This window comes from Streptomyces sp. NPDC058758 (genome assembly GCF_042746075.1).
Classification (GTDB): domain Bacteria; phylum Actinomycetota; class Actinomycetes; order Streptomycetales; family Streptomycetaceae; genus Streptomyces.
The window spans coordinates 1-19272 of the sequence record NZ_JBHYPS010000020.1 but is presented as its reverse complement, the minus strand read 5'-3'; the positions used below and the strand labels follow the sequence as shown (position 1 = coordinate 19272).

At 71.9% G+C, this 19272-nt stretch carries 19 protein-coding genes; 11 read left to right on the top strand and 8 right to left on the bottom strand.

The features are described 5' to 3' along the window. Both ACFW6A_RS22625 and ACFW6A_RS22620 read left to right on the top strand, forming a co-directional pair. Positions 1–999: an ATP-binding cassette domain-containing protein gene (locus ACFW6A_RS22625; RefSeq protein WP_351841983.1), complete on the top strand. Its 999-nt coding sequence runs from the start codon at positions 1–3 to the stop codon at positions 997–999. Positions 1000–1014: 15 nt separating this feature from the next. Then, positions 1015–2283 (top strand): DUF445 domain-containing protein, encoded by a 1269-nt coding sequence (locus ACFW6A_RS22620; protein WP_351841981.1) that lies wholly within the window; start codon positions 1015–1017, stop codon positions 2281–2283. 166 nt (positions 2284–2449) lie between these two features. Here the strand turns inward: ACFW6A_RS22620 and ACFW6A_RS22615 are convergent, their stop codons facing one another. The 4 genes from ACFW6A_RS22615 to ACFW6A_RS22600 form a co-directional block, all read right to left on the bottom strand. Next, the gene (locus tag ACFW6A_RS22615; protein ID WP_351841979.1) at positions 2450–2752 is read right to left on the bottom strand and encodes a hypothetical protein; all 303 of its coding nucleotides are present in this window, start codon (positions 2750–2752) and stop codon (positions 2450–2452) included. A 67-nt stretch (positions 2753–2819) separates the two neighbouring features. Next, entirely contained in the window at positions 2820–4649 is a 1830-nt protein-coding gene (locus tag ACFW6A_RS22610) for a DEAD/DEAH box helicase (protein WP_386642346.1), read from the bottom strand. Between the two features lie 2 nt (positions 4650–4651). Next, positions 4652–6064 (bottom strand): transcriptional regulator, encoded by a 1413-nt coding sequence (locus tag ACFW6A_RS22605; RefSeq protein WP_386642344.1) that lies wholly within the window; start codon positions 6062–6064, stop codon positions 4652–4654. A 61-nt stretch (positions 6065–6125) separates the two neighbouring features. Next, complete coding sequence (locus ACFW6A_RS22600; RefSeq protein ID WP_319010316.1) at positions 6126–6815, bottom strand: hypothetical protein; 690 nt, start codon at positions 6813–6815, stop codon at positions 6126–6128. Between the two features lie 298 nt (positions 6816–7113). On the opposite strand from ACFW6A_RS22600, the gene ACFW6A_RS22595 reads away from it, so the two are divergent. The 3 genes from ACFW6A_RS22595 to ACFW6A_RS22585 all read left to right on the top strand — a co-directional run bounded on the left by ACFW6A_RS22595 (position 7114) and on the right by ACFW6A_RS22585 (position 9553). Then, positions 7114–7866 (top strand): hypothetical protein, encoded by a 753-nt coding sequence (locus tag ACFW6A_RS22595; RefSeq protein ID WP_386642339.1) that lies wholly within the window; start codon positions 7114–7116, stop codon positions 7864–7866. Positions 7867–7992: 126 nt separating this feature from the next. Beyond that, complete coding sequence (locus ACFW6A_RS22590; RefSeq protein WP_386642336.1) at positions 7993–8196, top strand: hypothetical protein; 204 nt, start codon at positions 7993–7995, stop codon at positions 8194–8196. 163 nt (positions 8197–8359) lie between these two features. After that, positions 8360–9553: a DNA cytosine methyltransferase gene (locus ACFW6A_RS22585; RefSeq protein ID WP_386642333.1), complete on the top strand. Its 1194-nt coding sequence runs from the start codon at positions 8360–8362 to the stop codon at positions 9551–9553. Here the strand turns inward: ACFW6A_RS22585 and ACFW6A_RS22580 are convergent, their stop codons facing one another. From ACFW6A_RS22580 to ACFW6A_RS22570, 3 genes are all read right to left on the bottom strand, one after another. After that, on the bottom strand, positions 9554–10033 hold the full coding sequence (locus ACFW6A_RS22580; RefSeq protein WP_386642330.1) for a very short patch repair endonuclease: 480 nt from the start codon (positions 10031–10033) through the stop codon (positions 9554–9556). Between the two features lie 77 nt (positions 10034–10110). Beyond that, positions 10111–11070: a NaeI family type II restriction endonuclease gene (locus ACFW6A_RS22575; RefSeq protein WP_386642327.1), complete on the bottom strand. Its 960-nt coding sequence runs from the start codon at positions 11068–11070 to the stop codon at positions 10111–10113. A 108-nt stretch (positions 11071–11178) separates the two neighbouring features. After that, positions 11179–12201: an SEC-C metal-binding domain-containing protein gene (locus ACFW6A_RS22570; RefSeq protein WP_386642324.1), complete on the bottom strand. Its 1023-nt coding sequence runs from the start codon at positions 12199–12201 to the stop codon at positions 11179–11181. 62 nt (positions 12202–12263) lie between these two features. Here ACFW6A_RS22570 and ACFW6A_RS22565 point away from each other — a divergent pair, with 62 nt between their 5' ends. Continuing rightward, positions 12264–13103 (top strand): class E sortase, encoded by an 840-nt coding sequence (locus ACFW6A_RS22565; protein WP_351841959.1) that lies wholly within the window; start codon positions 12264–12266, stop codon positions 13101–13103. On the opposite strand, the gene ACFW6A_RS22560 is transcribed toward ACFW6A_RS22565, so the two are convergent. Next, on the bottom strand, positions 13075–14520 hold the full coding sequence (locus tag ACFW6A_RS22560; protein WP_386642320.1) for an MFS transporter: 1446 nt from the start codon (positions 14518–14520) through the stop codon (positions 13075–13077). The two genes, ACFW6A_RS22565 and ACFW6A_RS22560, sit on opposite strands and share 29 nt — an antisense overlap. 191 nt (positions 14521–14711) lie before the next feature. Between ACFW6A_RS22560 and ACFW6A_RS22555 the strand changes: the two genes are divergently transcribed. The 5 genes from ACFW6A_RS22555 to ACFW6A_RS22535 form a co-directional block, all read left to right on the top strand. Further along, positions 14712–15242 (top strand): winged helix-turn-helix transcriptional regulator, encoded by a 531-nt coding sequence (locus ACFW6A_RS22555; RefSeq protein WP_351841955.1) that lies wholly within the window; start codon positions 14712–14714, stop codon positions 15240–15242. 73 nt (positions 15243–15315) lie between these two features. Next, positions 15316–15621 carry a DUF6412 domain-containing protein gene (locus tag ACFW6A_RS22550; RefSeq protein WP_386479972.1) on the top strand — a complete coding sequence of 102 codons (306 nt, stop codon included), beginning with the start codon at positions 15316–15318 and terminating at the stop codon, positions 15619–15621. A 367-nt stretch (positions 15622–15988) separates the two neighbouring features. After that, positions 15989–16783, top strand: a complete 795-nt coding sequence (locus ACFW6A_RS22545; protein ID WP_351841953.1) for a membrane protein insertase YidC — start codon at positions 15989–15991, stop codon at positions 16781–16783. A gap of 138 nt (positions 16784–16921) precedes the next feature. Continuing rightward, entirely contained in the window at positions 16922–17791 is an 870-nt protein-coding gene (locus ACFW6A_RS22540; protein WP_351841951.1) for a fumarylacetoacetate hydrolase family protein, read from the top strand. 219 nt (positions 17792–18010) lie between these two features. Beyond that, positions 18011–19272 (top strand): choice-of-anchor A family protein (locus ACFW6A_RS22535; RefSeq protein ID WP_386642316.1); only part of this gene is annotated, 1262 nt, incomplete at its 3' end.

Here is a 19272-nt window from a genome sequence, read left to right as displayed (position 1 = left end):
ATGGGAGAGCCGCTGATCGAACTCGACGGTCTGGAGAAGACCTTCACCGTCCGCCGGAAGACGGGACGGCTGAGACGCGAACGCCGGGAGGTCCGGGCCGTCGACGGCATCTCGTTCACCGTGGACCGGGGCGAGATGGTCGGCTACATCGGCCCCAACGGCGCCGGGAAGTCCACCACCATCAAGATGCTGACCGGCATCCTCACCCCCAGCGGCGGCCGCCTGCGCGTGGCCGGCATCGATCCGGCGCGGGAGCGCACCCGTCTGGCGCGCCGCATCGGCGTCGTCTTCGGCCAGCGGACCACCCTCTGGTGGGACCTGCCGCTGCGCGACTCGTACCGCCTCACCCAGCGGATGTACCGGATCCCCGACGCCCGCCACCGCGAGAACCTGGCCCGCTGCGTGGAGCTCCTGGAGCTGGGCGACCTCCTCGACGTGCCGGTCCGCCAGCTCTCCCTCGGCCAGCGGATGCGCGGCGACATTGCCGCCGCCCTGCTGCACGACCCGGAAGTGCTGTACCTGGACGAGCCGACGATCGGCCTCGACGTCGTCTCCAAGTCCCGGGTCCGCGCCTTCCTCCGCGAGCTGAACGCCGAGCGCGGCACCACGGTCCTCCTCACCACCCACGACCTCACCGACATCGAGCAGCTCTGCTCGCGGGTGATGGTCATCGACCACGGGCGGCTGGTGTACGACGGCGACCTCCCCGGCCTGCACGAGGCCGGCGGCGGCGAGCGGATGCTCGTGGTGGACCTGGCGCACGAGCTGCCGCCGATCGACTCCGTGCCCGGCGCCCGCTTCGTACGGGCGGACGGACCGCGCCAGTACCTCGCCTTCCCGGCCTCCGCGTCCGCCGCGCCGCTCGTCGCGGCGGTGGCCGAGGCGTACCCGCTGGTGGACCTCTCGGTGCGGGAACCGGACATCGAGTCCGTGATCGCGAAGATGTACGGGGGAGCGCCCGGGGGAACTCACGAGGAGCGCCGGGAGTCCCTGTTGTAAGGAGGTCGGGACGGCATGGTGAGTTTCTCGTACACGGCTGCGGACGAGGAGAAGAGCAGGGGCGTCCGCCGCATGAAGGCCCTGGCGACGGCACTGCTGGCGCTGGTCGCGGTGGTCTACGCGCTGGCGACCTGGGCCGAGAAGGCGGGCGCGGGCGCCTGGGCCGGGTACGTGGCGGCGGCGGCCGAGGCCGGCATGGTCGGCGCGCTCGCCGACTGGTTTGCGGTGACGGCGCTCTTCCGCCACCCGCTGGGCCTGCCCATCCCGCACACGGCGATCATCCCCACCAAGAAGGACCAGCTGGGCGCCTCGCTCGGCTCCTTCGTCGGCGAGAACTTCCTCTCGGCCGACGTCGTACGGGGCCGGCTGCGGGCCCTGGGCGTGGCGAAGCGCCTCGGCACCTGGCTGGCGGACCCGGCCCACGCCGACCGCGTCACGGCGGAGCTCTCCACGGCCCTGAGGGGCGCCCTCACCGTCCTGCGCGACGCCGACGTGCAGGCGGTGGTGGGCGAGGCGATCACCCGGCGGGCCGAGCAGGCGGAGATCGCACCGGGCGTCGGCAAGACCCTGGAGCACATGGTGGCGGACGGCGCCCACCGCCGCGCCGTCGACCTGGTCTGCGCCCGCGCCCACGACTGGCTCGTCACCCACGGCGACTCGGTCATGGACGCCGTCCAGGGCGGCGCCCCCGGCTGGACCCCCCGCTTCGTGGACCGCAAGGTCGGCGAGCGCGTCTACAAGGAGCTCCTCCGCTTCGTCACGGAGATGCGCGACATGCCCGGGCACCCCGCCCGCGCCGCCATCGACCGCTTCCTCACCGACTTCGCCGCCGACCTCCAGGCCGACACGGACACCCGCGCCCGCGTCGAACGCCTCAAGTCCGACCTGCTGGCCCGCCCCGAGGTCCAGGACGTCATCGCCTCCGCCTGGTCCTCCGTCCGCTCCCTGATCATCGCGGCGGCCGAGGACGACCAGAGCCAGCTCCGCCTCCGCGCCCGCGCCTCCCTGATCTCCCTCGGCAAGCGCCTCGCCTCGGACACCCGCCTCCAGCAGAAGGTCGACAGCTGGCTGGAATCGGCGGTGACCCACCTGGTCACCACCTACCGCCCCGAGATCACCTCCCTGATCACGGACACGGTCGCCGGCTGGGACGCCGACCAGACCTCCCGGAAGATCGAGGCCAACATCGGCCGCGACCTCCAGTTCATCCGCATCAACGGCACGGTCGTGGGCGCCCTGGCCGGCCTCCTCATCCACACCGTCAGCCACGCCTTCGGCGCCTGACCGCGCGGCGCTCCGGAAACCCCGCGCGCCCGGCTCCGGGCCAACGCGCCCGGCTCCGGGCCGTGCGCCCGGCTCCAGCGACCGTGCGCCCGGGCCCGCGCGCCCGGCTCCAGCGACCGTGCGCCCGGCTCCGGGCCAACGCGCCCGGCCGCCCGGAACGGAGGACTCAGCCCCGCCCGCGGGTCACGGCCCAGGAGGCGGCCCCCATGGCCCCGGCCACGGTGAACACCGCCGGCCACGCCCCCACCTTCTTGGCCAGCGGATGCGACCCCCCGAACGCCGCCACATAGGCCGCCGACAGCCCCACGGCCGTCTTCACCCCGCCCACCCGCTGCCACTCCCGGGCGGCCACCCCACCGGCCACGGCGAGCACGACCCCACCGAGCGGCCGCTTCTTCGTCCACCGAGCGACGGCGTACCCGCCCACGAGCCCTGCGGCGGCGACGGCGGGGGAGGGGATGCGGGGCATGGCGGGACCTTCTTCCGGTCGGAGGGTGTGCGTCCTTCGAGCGTACGAGGAGCCGGAAAGCCTGGGCTCAGTGGGCCTCCAGGTGGCTGAGGAGGGCGTGCATGTCCCACGTGTCCATGCCCCAGGGGGTGGGATCCTCTTCGGGGTCGGCCAGTTCCCGTACGAGGGGGTCGTCCAGGATCTGTCCCATGAAATCGAGCTTGCGGCCGAGACGCTCGTGCACGATGCCGTCGATGGTTCCCTCGGCGACCAGGACCGTCACCCGGGTTTCCGTGTCCGGGTCCAGCCCGAGCCTGTGAATCCGGTCGAGGCTCTGCAGGTAGCGCCCGGCCGCGAAATCCCGGTCCAGGTAGATTGCGTCGTGGCAGACGTGGTGGAGGCTGATCCCCTCGCCGAGCGTGGCGGGGTTGGAAAGCAGCACCATGCAGTCCGGATCTTCCCGGAACCTGCGGATCTGTTCGTCACGGTCGGGAGTGGCACCGTGGACCACTGCGGGGCTGAGGGAGCCGAGGGCCGCTGCGAGCGTGGTCAGGTTTCTGACGAAGGTTGACCAGACGAGGGTCTTCCGTCCCGCGCGGGCATTGTCGGTCACTGTCCGGAGGACGGCTTCGTACTTCGGGGACATCTCGTAACGGGGCAGGTCCCGCATGAGTTCCAGTAGCGGGAGTCCGGTTGAGGCCGGCTGCGGAGTGGCGAAGAGCGGCAGGGGCTGGTGCCGGTCTGACCCGGACTCCAGAAGGGCCGGGTTGGTGCTGGCCATCATCAGGTACACGAGGACCTTGCCCAGCCGGGCGAACTCTTCCTTCTCCCGGTCCTGGAGATCCGTCAGCTGGTTTCTGAGCGCCGAATAGAGCCGCCGGTGGGCGTCGGGCAGCTGGATGTACTTCACCCGTACGTCCACCGGAGGCAGCTGGAGCTCGCTCTTCGTCGTGCGTGTGAACAACGGGCGCAGTACCCGGCTCGCATGGCCGAGGTCACCACCGGACACCGCCCGGTCCACAGCCCTGCGGCCGTGCCCTGGCCAGACGAAGGACAGCAGGCTCTCCAGGTCCTTGGCGCCGTTAGGCGCGGGGGTTCCCGTGAGTATGAGCCGGTGTCTGGCCAGTGGCCCCAGGGCCATGCAGCTGGCGCCGTAGGTACCCCTGACGCCGAGCTTCATCCGGTGGGCCTCGTCCAGGACCATCAGGGCCGGGACGGTCGTCAGCCAGTCGGCGAGCTGGGACTGCTGCCGGCTCAGTCTCTCGTAGTTGACGAGCAGGATTTCCGCTTCGGTGTCCAGGGCGTTCCTGAGGACCCGGACCACTGGAGGGTCCGTGAAGCATTCCATGGCCTCGTCGGTCCATGCCTCGTACGCGGACTTCGGACTGACGACCAGCAGCCGCCTGACCTTTCCTGCCTGGCGGAGGGCCGCGTACACGGCCAGGGCGGCGCGGGTTTTTCCCGCACCGGGCACACTGAAGTTCGCGCCGTGGGTGAGGGACAGGAGCTTTGCGACGTCCCTCTGCTGGAAGCTTGTCAGAGGAGCGCACCAGGCTGGGCCCAGGAGGCCGGGGACCTCGGAGGGTGCGATCTCCTCCGGGACGGGCTCTCCCCGGCTTCCGGCCTGGAGCCGGGCCTCGACAGCCTGGGAATCCCTTACCGATCCTTCAGCGAGTTCCCGCAGGTCCGGTGCGAAGGACACACCGGCCGGATCGTGCCAGTGCGTGAGGAGCGTGAGCTGTGCGAGGAACTCCTCCAGGTCCACCTCCGCTGCCTGAGCACCGCGATGGCTTCCGCTCGCGTAGCGGGCGATGAACCGGACCAGGCGTTCCTGGCTATCGGCAAGGGTGCGGAACACGACCTTGGTCCGGGTCTCGTCAAAGCCGAGTCTGAGCGAGGGCTCTTCGGTTCCGGGCACGTTCAGCTCTCACTCGCCTTGATCAGCCAGGTGACTCCGTCGCCATGCGTGGTGACGCCGCGGCTGGCCTGGCGGGCGAGCTTCGCGAGGCTGCTCCTGACGCGAAGCAGCGCGCTGTCGAAGCTCTCCTCGTCCAGGCTGTTGCTCCCGAGCGCCTGGACCAGGTCGTTCACGCTCTGGTCGATGGCCGCGCGGGCGTCGTCGAGGCGTTCGGCGGTGGTCTGGCGAACCTTCTTCAGACGGTCGTCCCGCTCGGCCGAGTCCAGCGCGCGGCGCATTCCCTTGCGCGCGGCCGCGAGTTCGTGCTGCGCGGCTTCCCGCACGGCGTCCGGGAGGTGGCGCGCGGATTCGGTGGCGTGCGCCCGCAGAATCTGGTCGGTCACTGCCCGGGCCCGGACGACGGGGTCGGCCGGGGGAGCCACGGCGACTGAGAGGCCGGGGATGGCGATCCCCGCCGGCTCGTCCGCCGTGGGCGCGGCGGACTCGAACAGTTCGGGAAGGCTGTCCTCCAGGTACGTCCCCTGGAAGTCCTCGCCGATGTAACGGGTCCTCGTCTTGGCGAAGTCCAGGATGATCGCGGCGATCCGGTTCTCCTTGACCCGCTCCGCCTTCTCCTGGCTTGAGCCGGCCACCTTCATGTAGGTGCGGTACAGCTCCTTCAGGTTCTCCTGGTGGCCCTCGAAGTCCGAGAGGGCGAGCTGGGCACCGTCGGGTGTGACGCTGCGCTCGATCATGTCCCGGATCACTCCGAGGATCCAGCGCTCCTGCTTGAACGTCTTGAGCTGGATGTGGAAGTCGCGGACGATGTCGGCGGCCTCGCGCCCCAGCAGCTCCTGTTCCTCCATCGCGAGCAGGCGGTTGATGTAGGAGTAGTCACGGCGCTTGTCAGGACGCAGCTGCAGAGCCAGCTCGACCGCGTTGATGTCGTCCCAGGTGAAGGAAGGCGGCAGTACGCCCACCCGGATGCTGGAGCGCCCCAGCTTGCGCAGCGCCGCCGCGCGGGTGTTTCCGTTGACGAGGATGCCCTCGTGCGTCATGAGGCCGGGTTCCTGCTGCTCGACGGAGCGCAGGCTCTCCATCAGCGCCTCGAAGTCCGGGTCGGTCTCGTTCGGGTTGGCGGGCTTCCCTATGAGCAGCTTGTTCAGGTAGTCCTGGCTCTCCGCACTCCAGGGGTCCGCCTCAAGACCGCGGGCTAGCACGGGGTCGTGGTCCCGCTGGGCCCTGATCCGGTGAGTCGCCGGGTTGTAGTAGACGTCACCCAGCGGCATGTCGATGACGCCGACGTGGAGAGGCCGGCCGTTCCACTCCACTGTGACGGTCTCGTGGATCTTGTTGCCCGTCGTCGACTCGTGGAGCCGCCGTGCGACGAGTTCGGCGTTCTCCTGGCTCTTCGGCGGAAGAGCGAACTTCAGCATCCCCATGGTTCTCCTCAACTCCGGCACCCTGTCCGTTTCCTGCAGATCTGCGGACCGGCGGCTACGGACGGTCGACGGCCGCGCGGATGGTCTCGCGCGACTCCGCCGGCAAGCTGCGGTACTCGCCCCAGAGCCGTTCCATGGCACTGAAGTCCCGCCGGTCCGCGGACACCCACTGAGCGAAGAGCTCGCGCTCGACTCCGCTCATCTTCGCCAGCCGGCTCAGCACGTCCGTCACGTCCGTCTGCCGGCCCCGGCCGCCCACCCTGCACCTGCGGCATTCGGTGACCATCTCGACGGACTTGCCGCCGGGCTTCAGCACTTCTCGCCGGGCGATGTCCAGCTGCGCGGTCTCGATTCCGCCGTCGTAGGCCTCGCCGGCGGCGATGCCGCAGACCCGGCAGAGGTGATCGTCCTTCTCGAGGATCTCACGGCGCTGAGTCCCGGTGATGGCGGCGGTGGCCGACTTCGCGCGCGCCTGACCGGGCTTCCATACCTCGGCGCCCATCTCGACGAAACGGTGCTCGTGAGGGGAAAGGGTGGGGTCTTCGCGGTTCGTCGCGATGTTCCAGCCGTGCACCCGGAGGTCCCGCATGCGCCGGTCGATCTGAGAGGTTTCCGGAAACGCTTCGCGGAGCTGGGTCTTCGTGAAGACCTCACCCACGCCGACCTCGGTGACGAGCCACAGCGCGCAGCGGACCATCGTTCCCTGTCCGCTGTTCCTCCACGAGGGAATGCCGGCGTTCGTCAAGATTCTCTCCTTTTCCGCCGGTCTGATTCCTTTGCCGCTTAAGGCGGTTGATGTCCGGACCGGTCTGCCCCTCCATTGGACGTGTCGAGAGGCGGGGAGATCAAGCGGTCTCCGGTGTTTGCGGCCGATCGCAAACACCTCGGCCTGCGGTGGGACTTGAAACGCAAACACCGGGAAGCGGCTGGTCGTGCCAACGCAAACACCCAGAGGTGCGGAATAAGGCATTCCCTGTTGCGGAGGGTCCACGTGATCACGAGAGACTGATTGCCCGCCATATCCGCATGCCTATGGAGGTTCGGTGGCCGCTTTAGGTCAGGTTCGTACGACGTTCTGGGACGGGTGCACTCCCGCGCGCACCGCGTTCGTCACCAAGTTCCGCGATCTCGTCGGCGCGATGCCGTCGGAGAAGCAGCGCTCCCGCGCGCTCCAGCTGGCGATCCCGCCCAGCACTTTGTCGAACTACTGGAGCGGGCGCCGCATGCCGCGCGTGCAGACGCTCCGTGCGATCTTCGAGGCTGTGCGGGCGCATGCCGCCGCGGGCCTGCCCGTCACCCTCGCCGAGCTCGAGGAGCTCCGCTCGTACGCCCTGGAGGGACGCCAGAAGCGCGACGTCCAGGCGGTGCTCGTCATCGCCGGTTCCGTGCCCGCCGTGCGGGTGCCCACGTCGGCCGCCGGACGGTCCGGCGAGGTTCCGGCAACGGGACCGGCGGAAGGACCGGCGCGGGACCGGCACAGCGCGCGGAGCGCAAAGGTGAGCGAAACCCTTGAGGTCCTCCACTCCGCGCGGGCGTCTGGTGACCTGCGCCACCTCATCGGTACGGCCTGGTCCGCGAGCAGGACCCTCAGCGAGGCCGATTTCTGTGAGGCGGTGGGGGCGCTGCACGCCACGGGCGATACGGATCTGGCGGAGGCGCTGCTCCTGGCGGACGGGCAGCGGGAGGCCGCCGACACGATGCGGCTCGCGCTCGCCCTCATGGGGGCTGGTCTCCACAGCTCGGCCGAACTGGTCATGCGAGCCAGCCTGCCCTCGGGAGGCGGCACCCGGGGCTAGCACGACCCGCCTCCGCGGCATCTCCAAAGCAGCACCAGTACGGGGTGAGCCACGTCGTCCGCCCCGGTCTTCGCGGCGCCTGGATCCGGGCTGCCTTCACCCACGTCACACTGGAGTCACTTCCTCATGCTGCACTTCTCGCTGCCCGTGATCGTCGCTCTCGGGTTCACTCTCCTCTGGGCGGCCCTCGCCGCCGTGTGCGCCGTCGTCCTGGCCTGGCGTGTGGGGCAGACCACGGCCGCCGCGGTCGTGTGGGGAGCCGGGACCTTCGCCGGCGCGTTCATGATGATGGTCCCGGTGATCACCCTGCTGTACGGGGCGGACGGCTAGCGCCGGCCGGGTGCCGCCGCTGACGGCCTCTCGCGCGTGCGGGTTAGGGGGAGGCCGCATGATGCCTCACAATTGGCGAGCGTTGTTGTCAGTGGGGTCTGTCACCCTCTGTGATAGCTGGTGGCACAAGGCGCCAGCAGGGTTCGTGTTCGAAGGAGGGTGCATGGCCAGCACTGAATCGGAGTTCACCTCGATCGAGATCTGTGCTGGAGCCGGCGGACAGGCCATCGGCCTGCACCGTGCCGGTTTCCGGCACCTGGCGCTCGTGGAGATCGACAAGCACGCGAGGGAGACCCTGCGGCGCAACATCGAGGCGCGGCCGGACTGGGCCTGGGAGAAGCAGCACTGTGACCTTCGTCATGCGGACGTCAAGGACTTCGAGCCCCTGGACACTGTCCTCAAGGACGGGAAGCTGATCGAGCCGGGAGAGCTGGACCTCCTGGCCGGCGGCGTGCCGTGCCCGCCCTTCTCCCACGCGGGCAAACAGCTGGGCAAGGACGACGAGCGAGACCTCTTCCCCCGGATGCTGGAACTCGTCGAGCAGCTGCGGCCGCGCGCCGTGATGATCGAGAACGTGCGGGGCATCCGGGACCCCAAGTTCTCGGACTACCGGGACTACATCGAGGCCAGGCTGCAGAGCGGGACCTACCGTGCCGATGACGGCACACTCGTGACTGACGAGGGACTCGGGTACGAGGTGTGCCACTGGGGCATTCTGGAAGCACACGAGTTCGGCGTTCCGCAGCTGCGGCCCCGCGCGATCCTTGTCGCCATCCGCAAGGACGTCCTCAAGAACGATGTGAAGTACGAATGGCCGACGCCGACGCACGAGCACCCGGTCAGCGTCGTCGAGGCGCTTGAAAAGTCGATGGAGAGGCGTTTCCAGGCGTACCACGGCGGTCCCCGGGACCAGGCGGCGCGGGCCGCCTACGCGCGCTGGCACGCCAAGGCCACCGAGCGCCACCAGGAGCTGGCGGGCAAGGGCAGCGCCGGCATCGCCCCCACCCTCGTGGGCGGATCGAAGAAGCACGGCGGTGCCGACCTCGGACCGAGCAGGGCCAAGGCGGCCTGGAAGCAGCTGGGCGTCTCCGGCCTCGGCGTGGCCAACGACGCTGAGACCGCTCGGAAGAAGCAGTCGGAGGACCGCGATCTGTTCGGTGCCGACGGGCCGATGCTGACCGTCGAACAGGCGGCGATCGTGCAGGGCTTCCCCAGTGACTGGATCTTCGATGGCGGCAAGACCGCTCAGTACCGCCAGGTGGGCAACGCCTTCCCGCCGCCGGTCGCGGAAGCCGTGGGACGGTCGATCATGGACGTCCTGAAGGCCGCCCGGGAACGGGACGCGCGGCAGTCCTGATCACGTCGTGCCCGTGCCGCGTGCACGGGCACGACGCTGTTCCACCTCGGCGGCGATCCGCGCCGCGCACTCCTCTGGGGGTTCGTGTTCCCAGAACCGGAGCACCGTCCATCCGGCCTCTCTGAGGCGCTGGTCCGTATCGCCGTCCCGTGCCATGTTGCCGGCCACCTTGCCGGACCAGTAGCCCGGGTTGGTACGGGGAGCCACATAGTGCTCGGGACACCCATGCCAGTAACAGCCGTCGATGAAGACAGCCACTTTCACAGGCCGGAACACGATGTCCGCCGTCCGCCTGAGGTCGGGCAGTGGGCGAGCGGCCACGCGATAGCGCAGACCTTGTGCGTGCAGAAGCCTCCGGACCAGCTGCTCCGGCTTGGTGTCGCGGCTGCGGATCGCCTGCATGTTCCGGCGCCGGGCGGCTGAGGACGCCCAGGAGCCTTCCGGTGGCGACCATGCCGGTGTGTCACTGGACTGTGGCATTGAACTACTGTTCCTCCCGCTACCAGCCTGCCAGAGCCCATGAGGTTTCCGGGCCGGACGGGGCCAGGCCGGGGCGGCTACTCCGTGTGGGAGGGCAGGGACGGGCCAGGCGCGGGGGCATCCGCAGCCCGGGCGCGGGCCCAGAAACGGCCGTCGAGCAGTACGGCACCGCGTGTGTCCTGCGGACCGACCTCTGTCACTCGCGTGCTCACGAACTCCCCCTCCAGCGGCACGGGGACGCCCAGCCCAGCGGCGACCCGGCGGTGGCTTTCGTAGTCTCCCATGATGAGGAACCCCTCTTTGCGCAGCGCCGAGCGGGAGCCTCCGTTACCCCGTACCCGCTTCATGTAGTCCTTTTGCTGAGCCACGGTGCGGATCACGTTCCGGCTGATCCGGCGGTTCTGGACCCGGCGGAAGAGTTCGTTGAGGCGGGCCTGCCCGGAGCGCTGGAGGAAAACGGCTGCGCGGTCGCCGGGGTCCATGTGCAGAAGTGTGTTCTCGGGAAGCTCCGCGTCACGCCAGAGCCATGCGATCTTGTCGCGGTACTGCGCCTTCACCGTCAGCTTCAGATCGCGGTTGCTGCCGAAGTTCAGCCATTCGTCCCGGACTCTGAAGACGCCGGCACTCCACCGGCTCTGTTCGTCGTTCGCCCAGACGAGCAGGCAGAGGTGTCCCCGTGCCTCTGGCGGGATCATCCAGGCCCCGAACTGCTGGGAGTACTTGCAGTCGACGTCGATGCCGGCGATGCGGTAGTCCATATCGACGCCGTCGTCGAACTTGAACTCTCGCTGGAGTTTGATTTCGACCAGGGTCCCCGCGTGAGTCTTCTCTGTCTTGTAGAGGGACTTCCAGTCGTAGCGCCCGGTGTCCTCGCCGTTGAGCAGCTGGTCGATGGTGTCACGGAGAGCGCGTGCGAAACGGGACTCGGCGGAGTTCACATGGCGTAGGTGATTCCAGACGGCGGCGAGTTCGGGGTCGTCGAGCAGCACGGCTTGTGTGGCGACGTTCATGGCCGCGTCGATGTCTATGGGCAGCAACGACAGGGTCCTGTCTGTGGACGGAACGGGCTGGTGAAAGCCGGCCCGGCTGCCGAGGAGTGTCCCCAGGGCGGCGGGGGCTATGTCAAACCTTCCAGGCCCTGTTCGTCACCTGTCGGCAGGCTCTCCGCCTACCGCCCCGTGGCACTCCCCGTACGTCCGCTCCGAGTCGCACCAGCATGCCTCCGTGCGGAGGGGGGGCCAGGGGAGGGCTCGGGAGCGGGCGGCGAGGGTGGTGGCGTATTGGGGGAGGAGGGCGGGGTGGGAGGGGTGGGTCTGTTCGGAGGCGGCGAAGGCTTCGTAGGAGGGGACGGTGGCGCGGACGATGCCGAGGTTGGGGGTGCCGGCCGCCGCGAGTTCGCGGAGGGAGGCTTCGAGGTCCGTGAGGTGGGCGCGGTAGGTGGGGTACTCGGTCTCCAGTTCCGGATAGGCGGCGAGGAGTTCCGTCAGTTCCCGTTCCGGCCAGTGGAGGACCGCCACCGGGAAGGGGCGGGAGAGGGCCGTGCGGTAGGCGCCCAGTTCGGAGCGGAGGCGGGTGATCTCGGCCTGGAGTTCCGCCGGGTCCGAGGAGCCCAGGGACCAGAGGCGCTTGGGGTCGTGGAGCTCGTCCAGGGGGATCGTGCCCTGGTGGAGGGCGTCCGCCCGGGTGTCCCAGTCGTCGTGGGGCAGGGCCAGCATGCGGCGGATGCGGTGGCGGGTGGCGAGGAGGGAGCGGGTGGGGTGGGGGAGTTCCGCGGTGCCCGGCGGGACGAGGAGCGTCGCCGCTTCCGTGAGGGTCCGCTCCGCCGCTTCCAGCTCGTCGTGGGCCTCCAGGGTCTCCGCCGCGATCTCCCACGGGGGCGCCTCCGTCGGGCGTGAGCGGCGCACGCCCTCGATGATGGCCCGGGCCTCGGCCTCGTGGCCGTACTCCCACAGGTTCGCCGCCTTCAGCGCGCGGATCAGGTGGGGGTCGGCCGGGGTGCCGGACAGGAGGTCGTCGTAGAGGGCCGTCGCGCCCGGGCGGTCGTCCGCCAGCTCCAGGTGGGCGGCGGCCCGGAGCAGCAGCGGTTCCCGGTCGCCGGGGTACTGCTTGGCGGTGCGCAGCAGGCGCTCGGCTTCGGCGGTGTGGGCGGCAGGCGTGTCGGGGCGCATGCCTTCACCGTACTGCTGTACGGCCCTGGAGAGTTGGCGCCGCAGCGCTTATCGTGCCGGGCGTGCGAGACAGGGGACGCGGGGGACGGGAGCGGGTGCCGGTCGTCGTCCAGGCGCGGTCGGGGCGGAGCGGGCTCGCCCGTGTGCTCTGGGTCGGGGCCGAGACCGTCGTCACCTGCGGTGTTCTCATCCTGCTCCTCGTCGTGCACCAGTTGTGGTGGACCAACCAGCAGGCGCGTGCCGAGGCCGGTGAGCAGGTGGCCGCGCTGGAGCGGGAGTGGGAGATCTCTCCCCCGGGGGGCGGGGGGCTTCCTTCTCGGGACGGCTCTCCCTCCGTCCCCCCGTCGCCGTCCTCCTCGGGGGCTTCGCCTTCCGTCTCCGCTTCCGCCTCCGCCGTTCCCCCTCCCTCCGGTGGGGGTGCTTCCGCTCCCCGGCCGTCCTCCGCGCCCGGCCGTACGCCCTCTGGCGAGGCCTTCGCCGTGCTGCGGATCCCGCGGATCGGGCTGACCGTGCCCGTCGCCCGGGGGATCTCCAAGAGCAAGGTGCTCGACAAGGGGTACGTGGGGCACTACCCCGGCACCGCCTCGCCCGGGCGGGCCGGGAACGTCGCGCTCGCCGGGCACCGGAACACGCACGGCGAGCCGTTCCGGTACGTCAACCGGCTGCGGAAGGGGGACGAGATCACGCTGCGGACGCGGGAGGGGACGTACACCTACGTCGTCGACCAGATCCTGCCGGTGACCTCGCCCCGCGACACCGGCGTCATCCAGCCGGTGCCGCGGTCGATCGTCAAGCCGTCGTACGGGTACTCCGAGGCCGGCTCCTACCTCACCCTCACCACCTGCACGCCCGAGTTCACCTCGCGCTACCGGCTCATCGTCTGGGCGACCCTGCGACGGTGAGGGCTGCGCCGGCCAGGGCCAGGGCCGCCGAGGCCGCCAGGGCCGTGTCCGGGGACGCCGCCGACAGGGCGAGCATCAGCGACACGCCGGCCGCCGAGCCGATGTAACGGGCGGTGTTGTTGGCGCCCGAGCCCATCGCCGCGCGTTCCGGCGGGACGGAGTCGACGGCGAGTCGGGGGAGCGCCGCGTTCAGGAGGCCGCTGCCCGCGCCCGCCACCACCAGGCCGGCGACCAGGCGCGGCCAGGGGAGGGCGGGGGAGTCCGCGGTGCCGAGGAGGACGAGGACGCCCGCCGCGGACAGGACGAAGCCGAGGGCCAGTTGGTACGGGGCGGAGAGCCGGCCCGCGAGCCGGCGGGCCTGGAGCGCGACCGCGAACGCCGTGCCCGACCAGAGGACGAAGAGGCCCGCCGCCGCCAGCGCCGACAGGCCCGCGCCGTGCTGGAGCAGCGCGGGCAGCACGCTGAACAGGCCGATCACCGCCAGCCCGGTGAAGAGCGCCCCCACCGTCGACGCCCGGAAGGCCGGCTGCCGCAGCAGCCCCGGGTCGACCATCGGGTCCGCCACCCGGCGCTCCACCAGCAGGAACAGCGCGGTGAGCGCCACCGACGCCAGGAGCAGCAGGGCGGGAGCGGGCCGCAGCCAGCCGTCCCGCCCCAGGGTGAGGGCCGTCAGCAGCGCGCCCAGCGCCAGCGCCAGGGTCGTCGCGCCCGCCAGGTCCGGGCGCCGGCCGCCGCCCGGAGGACGTACCGCCGGGGGACGTACCGCCGGGGGCTTCGCGAGGGTACGGGCCCCGAGTGCCGCCGTCGCCAGCGCGACCGCCCCCAGCGCCGCGTACGCCGAGCGCCACTCCACCAGGGCGAGCGCCCCGGCGAGCAGCGGACCGAGCGCGATCCCGCCGCTCACCGCCGCGCCCCAGACGCCGGTGGCCCGGATCCGGTCGCGGCCGGAGGGGTACGCGTCGGCGAGCAGGCCCAGGCTGCCGGCGAGGATCGCCGCGCTCGCCGCGCCCTGCGCGATCCGCGCCGCCGTGAAGAGCGCCGTCGAGCCCGCGAAGGCGCCGAGCGCCGTCGTCACGCCCAGCGCCAGCGTGCCGAGCAGGAAGACCCGCCGCCTGCCGTGCGCGTCGGCCAGCGCGCCCGCGACCAGGAGCAGGGCGGCGAGGCCGAGCGGGGTGCCGTTGAGCAGCCACGCCTGCGCCGACGTCGGCGTCCCGAAGGCCTCCGCCGTCTCCGGGAGGGTCGCCATCGGCGCCGTGTAGTTCATGAGCGCGACGGTGGTGGCGAGGGCGGTGACGGCGAGGGTGGGGCCGCCGCCGGGAGTAGTGGCGGGAGCGGGAGTGGGAGTGGGAGTGGGGGCGGGAGTTGTAGTGGGCGTGGGCGTGGCGTCGGGGGTGGGGGAGTGGGCTGCTGTGCGCATGGGGCCTCCGCCCGGGCAGGGGTGCGACGGTCGGTCGGTGGGGTCAGTGGGGTCAGTGGGGTCAGTGGGGTCAGTGGGAGCAGTTCAGTCGGCTGGGTCGGTGCGGTTTGGTTCGGTCGGTTCGGTCATTGAACTCAGACCTTACCCTGATCGGTTCGTTCAATGAACCCTCTTTCGGTACGCTGGTTCCCATGGCCCTCGGCAAGGACTACGCCCAGCAGCAGTGCTCCATCGCCCGCGCGCTGGAGGTCGTCGGCGAGCGCTGGACCCTGCTCGTCGTGCGCGACGCCTTCTACGGCGTCCGCCGCTACAGCGACTTCCTCGCCCACCTCGGCGCCCCGCGCGCGGTCCTCGCCGCCCGCCTCCAGGCCCTCGTCGACGCGGGCGTCCTCGACCGGCGCCGCTACCAGGAGTCCCCGCCCCGCGACGAGTACGTCCTCACCGCTCGCGGCCTCGCCCTCTGGCCCGTCCTGTGGGCCCTCGGTGCCTGGGGGAGGGCCGAGGTGCCCGGCACGCTGCCCATGCGCCACTTCCACCACGCCGACTGCGGCACCGAGCTGGGCCCCTCCGGCGCGTGCCCGGTCTGCCGCGTCCTCGTGGCGCCCGCCGACGTCGAGATGCGGCCCGGCCACGGGCTCGACCCCGACCCAGACGAGCCCGTCGCCCGGGCGCTCCTCGCGCCGCGCCGGCTGCTCACCCCGCTGGACCCGGCGGCCTTCTGAACCGCCGGGAACTCTCCCGTACGGCCGTTCGTCCTACGGGGCGGACAGTGAAGTACGGGGAACGGGGGGCGCGGTGAGCGGGAGTCTGGTCCTGCGGCGAGTCGCGCCCCTCGTTCTGCTGCCGGTCCTCCTCCTGGTGGCCTTCGCGGGGCTCGCGCTCGCGGACGGCTCCGTCGGCGCGGCCGTCGTCCTCGCGGTCTCCGCCGTGGCCTGCGGCTTCTTCGGCGCCCGTACGGCTCCGGCCGTGCCGCCCACGCGCATCCGCACCGCGCTGCGCGACCGGGCCCGCCGCACGGCCTTCCTCCCGCAGCGCGACCCCGACGCCGCGGGCCGGAGCCGGCCCCGGGCGCCCGGGCATCCCCTCCCGACGACCGCCTAGGCGTTCCCGCACCCGCGCGCCGCACCCGCCGCGCCGCGTCACCGCGCCCGTCACCAGGCGCGCCACCACGCGGCGCCGCTGCCACCCGCGCCGCGGCCCACCGCCGCACCGCCGTGCCGCGGCCCACCGCCGCGCCGCAGCCCGCAGCCCCGTGGCCGCAGCCCGCAGCCCGCAGCCCGCAGCCCGCAGCCCCGTGGCCGTAGCCGCAGCCGCAGCCCCGTGGCCGTAGCCGCAGTCGCAGCCCCGTGGCCGTAGCCGCCAGTCGCCGCCGCAGCCCGCCGCGCCCACCCTGCGAGACGCCTTCGCGCGGTCCGTCATGCCGAGACGCACATCCCATCCCCGGCACGACGAACCCCGGAGGGTTCCCTTGTCCTTCTTCCCGTCCCCGCTTCTCGACGCCTTCTCCGCGCTCGTCGACCGGCTCGCCGGGCTGTTCCAGCCGCTCGCCGCCGACGCCTCGACCGCCCTCGCCGTCGTCCTCCTCACCGTGCTCGTCCGGATCGCCGTCCACCCCCTCTCCCGCGCCGCCGTACGGGGCCAGCAGGCCCGGGCGCGGCTCGCGCCCCGGATCGCCGCGCTCCAGGAGAAGCACGGGCGCCGGCCGGAGCGCCTCCAGCGGGCGATCCTGGACCTGCACGCCGAGGAGAAGGTCTCGCCGTTCGCGGGGATCCTGCCGGGCCTGCTCCAGGCGCCCGCGTTCCTCCTCCTGTACGCGCTCTTCTCCTCCGGCGACCGGATGGGCGGACACGCGCTGCTCGGCGCGCCCCTCGACGGCCGCTGGGCCGGGGCCCTCGGCGACGGCGGGCCCTTCGGACCGGCCGGCCTCGTCCACCTCGGCCTCTTCGCGGCGGCCCTCGCCGTCGCCGCGTACCAGTACCTCGGGACCCGCCGGGAGACGGCGCGGGCACGGGCGGAGGCGGAGGCGGAGGCGCAGGCGCAGGCGAAGACGCGGCAGCGGAGGCGGACGCCCCCGGTGCCGCAGGGGCCCGCGGCGGCGGTGGGCCGGTTCCTGCCGCTGCTCTCCTTCGGGACCGCCGTGACCGTCGCCGTCGTGCCGCTCGCCGTCGCCCTCCACCTCGTCACCAGCACCACCTGGTCCGTCGTCGAGCGGGCGCTGCTCATGCGGCGGCCGCTCCCGCCCCGCGTCCCTACTCGCGCGTAAGGGTCCGCAGGCTGAACGGGGTCTTGCGGGCTGAACGGGAGTCTTGGAGGATCGGACGATCCTCCGATGGCCGCACTCCATCGGCCGGGGCACCGAAGGGCCTCCCCCCGGGCCCACCTCGACCACAGGGAGAAGACCATGAAGCTGCTGCGAGTCGGCCCGCCGGGCGCCGAGCGCCCCGCCCTCCTCGACGGGGGCGGGACCCTCCGTGACCTGTCCTCCTTCACCGACGACGTCGACGGCAGTCTGCTCTCCGACACCGCCGCGCTCGACCGGATCCGCGCCGCCGCCGAGGCCGGCGTGCTGCCCGCGTACGGCGGCTCCGGCGACCCCACCGGGCTGCGCGTCGGCCCGCCGGTCGGCCGGATCGGCAAGGTCGTGTGCATCGGGCTGAACTACCACGGCCACGCCGCCGAGACCGGCCAGGCCACCCCGGCCGAGCCGGTCGTCTTCCTCAAGGCCGCCGACACCGTCGTGGGCCCGGACGACACCGTGCTCGTGCCGCGCGGCTCGGTGAAGACCGACTGGGAGGTCGAGCTGGCGATCGTCATCGGCCGGACCGCCCGCTACCTGGAGACCGACGAGGAGGCCCTGGCGCACGTCGCCGGGTACGCGCTCGCGCACGACGTCTCCGAGCGCGAGTTCCAGATCGAGCGCGGCGGCACCTGGGACAAGGGCAAGAACTGCGAGACCTTCAACCCGCTCGGGCCCTGGCTCGTCACCGCCGACGAGGTGCCCGACCCGCAGGACCTCACGCTGCGCCTCTGGGTCAACGGCGAACTCAAGCAGGACGGCCACACCTCGGACCAGATCTTCCCGGTAGCCGAGGTCGTCCGGTACGTGAGCCGGTTCATGACGCTCTACCCCGGTGACGTCATCAACACCGGGACGCCTGCCGGCGTCGCCATGGGGCAGCCGGAGCCCAAGCCCTACCTCCGCCCCGGCGACGTCGTCGAGCTGGAGATCGAGGGCCTGGGGCGCCAGCGCCAGGAGCTCAAGAGCGCCTGACCCGCCGAGCGGCCGCCCGTCGGGCGGCCATCCGCCGCCCGGCGCCGGCCGCTCGGCATCGGCCGCCCGGCACCTGTCGGGCGGCACCTGTCGGGCGGCACCTGTCGGGCGGCCATCCGCCGTTTTGGCGACCGCCGTTCCGCCCCGAGGGCGTCGATTCCGGCAGCACCCCGCGTGGGGTGCCGCCATTTTCGTACCATTTTCTGCATATTGCGGCATATGGAATCCGTGAAGATCGAACGAGCCCCCGTCCGCAGGACGCGTCTCGCCCTCTCCGCCGCGACGGCCGTCCTCGCCGCCGGCGCCCTCGTCGGCGGTCTCGCCGTCACCGGCGCCGCCGACCCGCTGCCCGGCGGGCTCGGTCCGTGCAAACCCGGCACGTGCCCGCCCACGTACCCCGACATCAACAACGGGGCCGTGGTGTGGCGCGACAACGCCGTCAACGTCTTCGTCGGCGGCGACTTCCTGGTCCGCGAGGCCGCCGCCGAGGCCGAGGGGAAGGTCGTCGTCCTCGGCGGCTTCGACCAGGCCAAGCGCGCGGACGTCTCGCAGGTCTACAACGTCGGCGTCGCGGGCGTCGGTTCGCGCGTGGTGCCCGACAACGGCAGCGCCTTCCTCAGCGTCGGGAAGGACGTCACCGTCGCCCCCGGGCAGCGGCTCCTCACCGAGGAGGGCTCCGTCACCGGCAAGACGCTGTACGCGGGGACCGCCACCGGCACCGTGACGCCGGCGCCCGTCAAGGACGCCGCCGCCGTCGCCCCGTACACCGCGCTGCGCGACGAACTGACCGCCGCCAGCCGCTGCTACGCGTACCCGACGGCCGGCGACTCCACCCCCCGCACCCCCACCGGCACCGCCGTCAACAACGGCTCCGAGACGGTCTTCACCGGCGACGGCACCTCCGCCCTCCAGGTCTTCAACGTCGACTTCGACCTGGAGTCGCCGTCCGGCGGACAGCAGGGCATCTCCTTCGCGAACATCCCCGCGAACGCGACCGTCCTCGTCAACCTCCTCGGCGGCGAGCGGACCATCGACACCTACATCGCCGGCCTGCCGGGGCTCCGCGACCGGCTGCTGTGGAACTTCCCCGACGCGACCCGGGTGAAGTTCGAGGGCACCGCGCAGTTCGCGGGCAGCGTCCTCGTCGGCAACCAGGCCAGCACCAGCACCATCACCATGCCGGGCATGAACGGCCGGTTCTTCACCACCGGCAACCTGACCCACGCGTCCGAGCCGGGCGGGGGCGGCGGCCAGGAGATCCACAACTACCCCTTCAACGGCGACCTGCCGTCCTGCGACGAGGACCCGACGCCGACGCCGACCGATCCGACGCCGACGCCGACTGACCCGACGCCGACGCCGACCGATCCGACGCCGACGCCGACTGACCCGACGCCGACGCCGACCGATCCGACGCCGACGCCGACTGACCCGACGCCGACGCCGACTGACCCGACGCCGACGCCGACTGACCCGACGCC

Excerpts from the sequence above, each read along its gene's own strand:
- ACFW6A_RS22625 (WP_351841983.1), top strand. The coding sequence starts at position 1 with ATGGGAGAGCCGCTGATCGAACTCGACGGTCTGGAGAAGACCTTCACC.
- ACFW6A_RS22620 (WP_351841981.1), top strand. The coding sequence starts at position 1,015 with ATGGTGAGTTTCTCGTACACGGCTGCGGACGAGGAGAAGAGCAGGGGC.
- ACFW6A_RS22615 (WP_351841979.1), bottom strand. The coding sequence starts at position 2,752 with ATGCCCCGCATCCCCTCCCCCGCCGTCGCCGCCGCAGGGCTCGTGGGC.
- ACFW6A_RS22605 (WP_386642344.1), bottom strand. The coding sequence starts at position 6,064 with ATGCTGAAGTTCGCTCTTCCGCCGAAGAGCCAGGAGAACGCCGAACTC.
- ACFW6A_RS22590 (WP_386642336.1), top strand. The coding sequence starts at position 7,993 with ATGCTGCACTTCTCGCTGCCCGTGATCGTCGCTCTCGGGTTCACTCTC.
- ACFW6A_RS22585 (WP_386642333.1), top strand. The coding sequence starts at position 8,360 with ATGGCCAGCACTGAATCGGAGTTCACCTCGATCGAGATCTGTGCTGGA.
- ACFW6A_RS22580 (WP_386642330.1), bottom strand. The coding sequence starts at position 10,033 with ATGCCACAGTCCAGTGACACACCGGCATGGTCGCCACCGGAAGGCTCC.
- ACFW6A_RS22570 (WP_386642324.1), bottom strand. The coding sequence starts at position 12,201 with ATGCGCCCCGACACGCCTGCCGCCCACACCGCCGAAGCCGAGCGCCTG.
- ACFW6A_RS22560 (WP_386642320.1), bottom strand. The coding sequence starts at position 14,520 with ATGCGCACAGCAGCCCACTCCCCCACCCCCGACGCCACGCCCACGCCC.
- ACFW6A_RS22555 (WP_351841955.1), top strand. The coding sequence starts at position 14,712 with ATGGCCCTCGGCAAGGACTACGCCCAGCAGCAGTGCTCCATCGCCCGC.
- ACFW6A_RS22540 (WP_351841951.1), top strand. The coding sequence starts at position 16,922 with ATGAAGCTGCTGCGAGTCGGCCCGCCGGGCGCCGAGCGCCCCGCCCTC.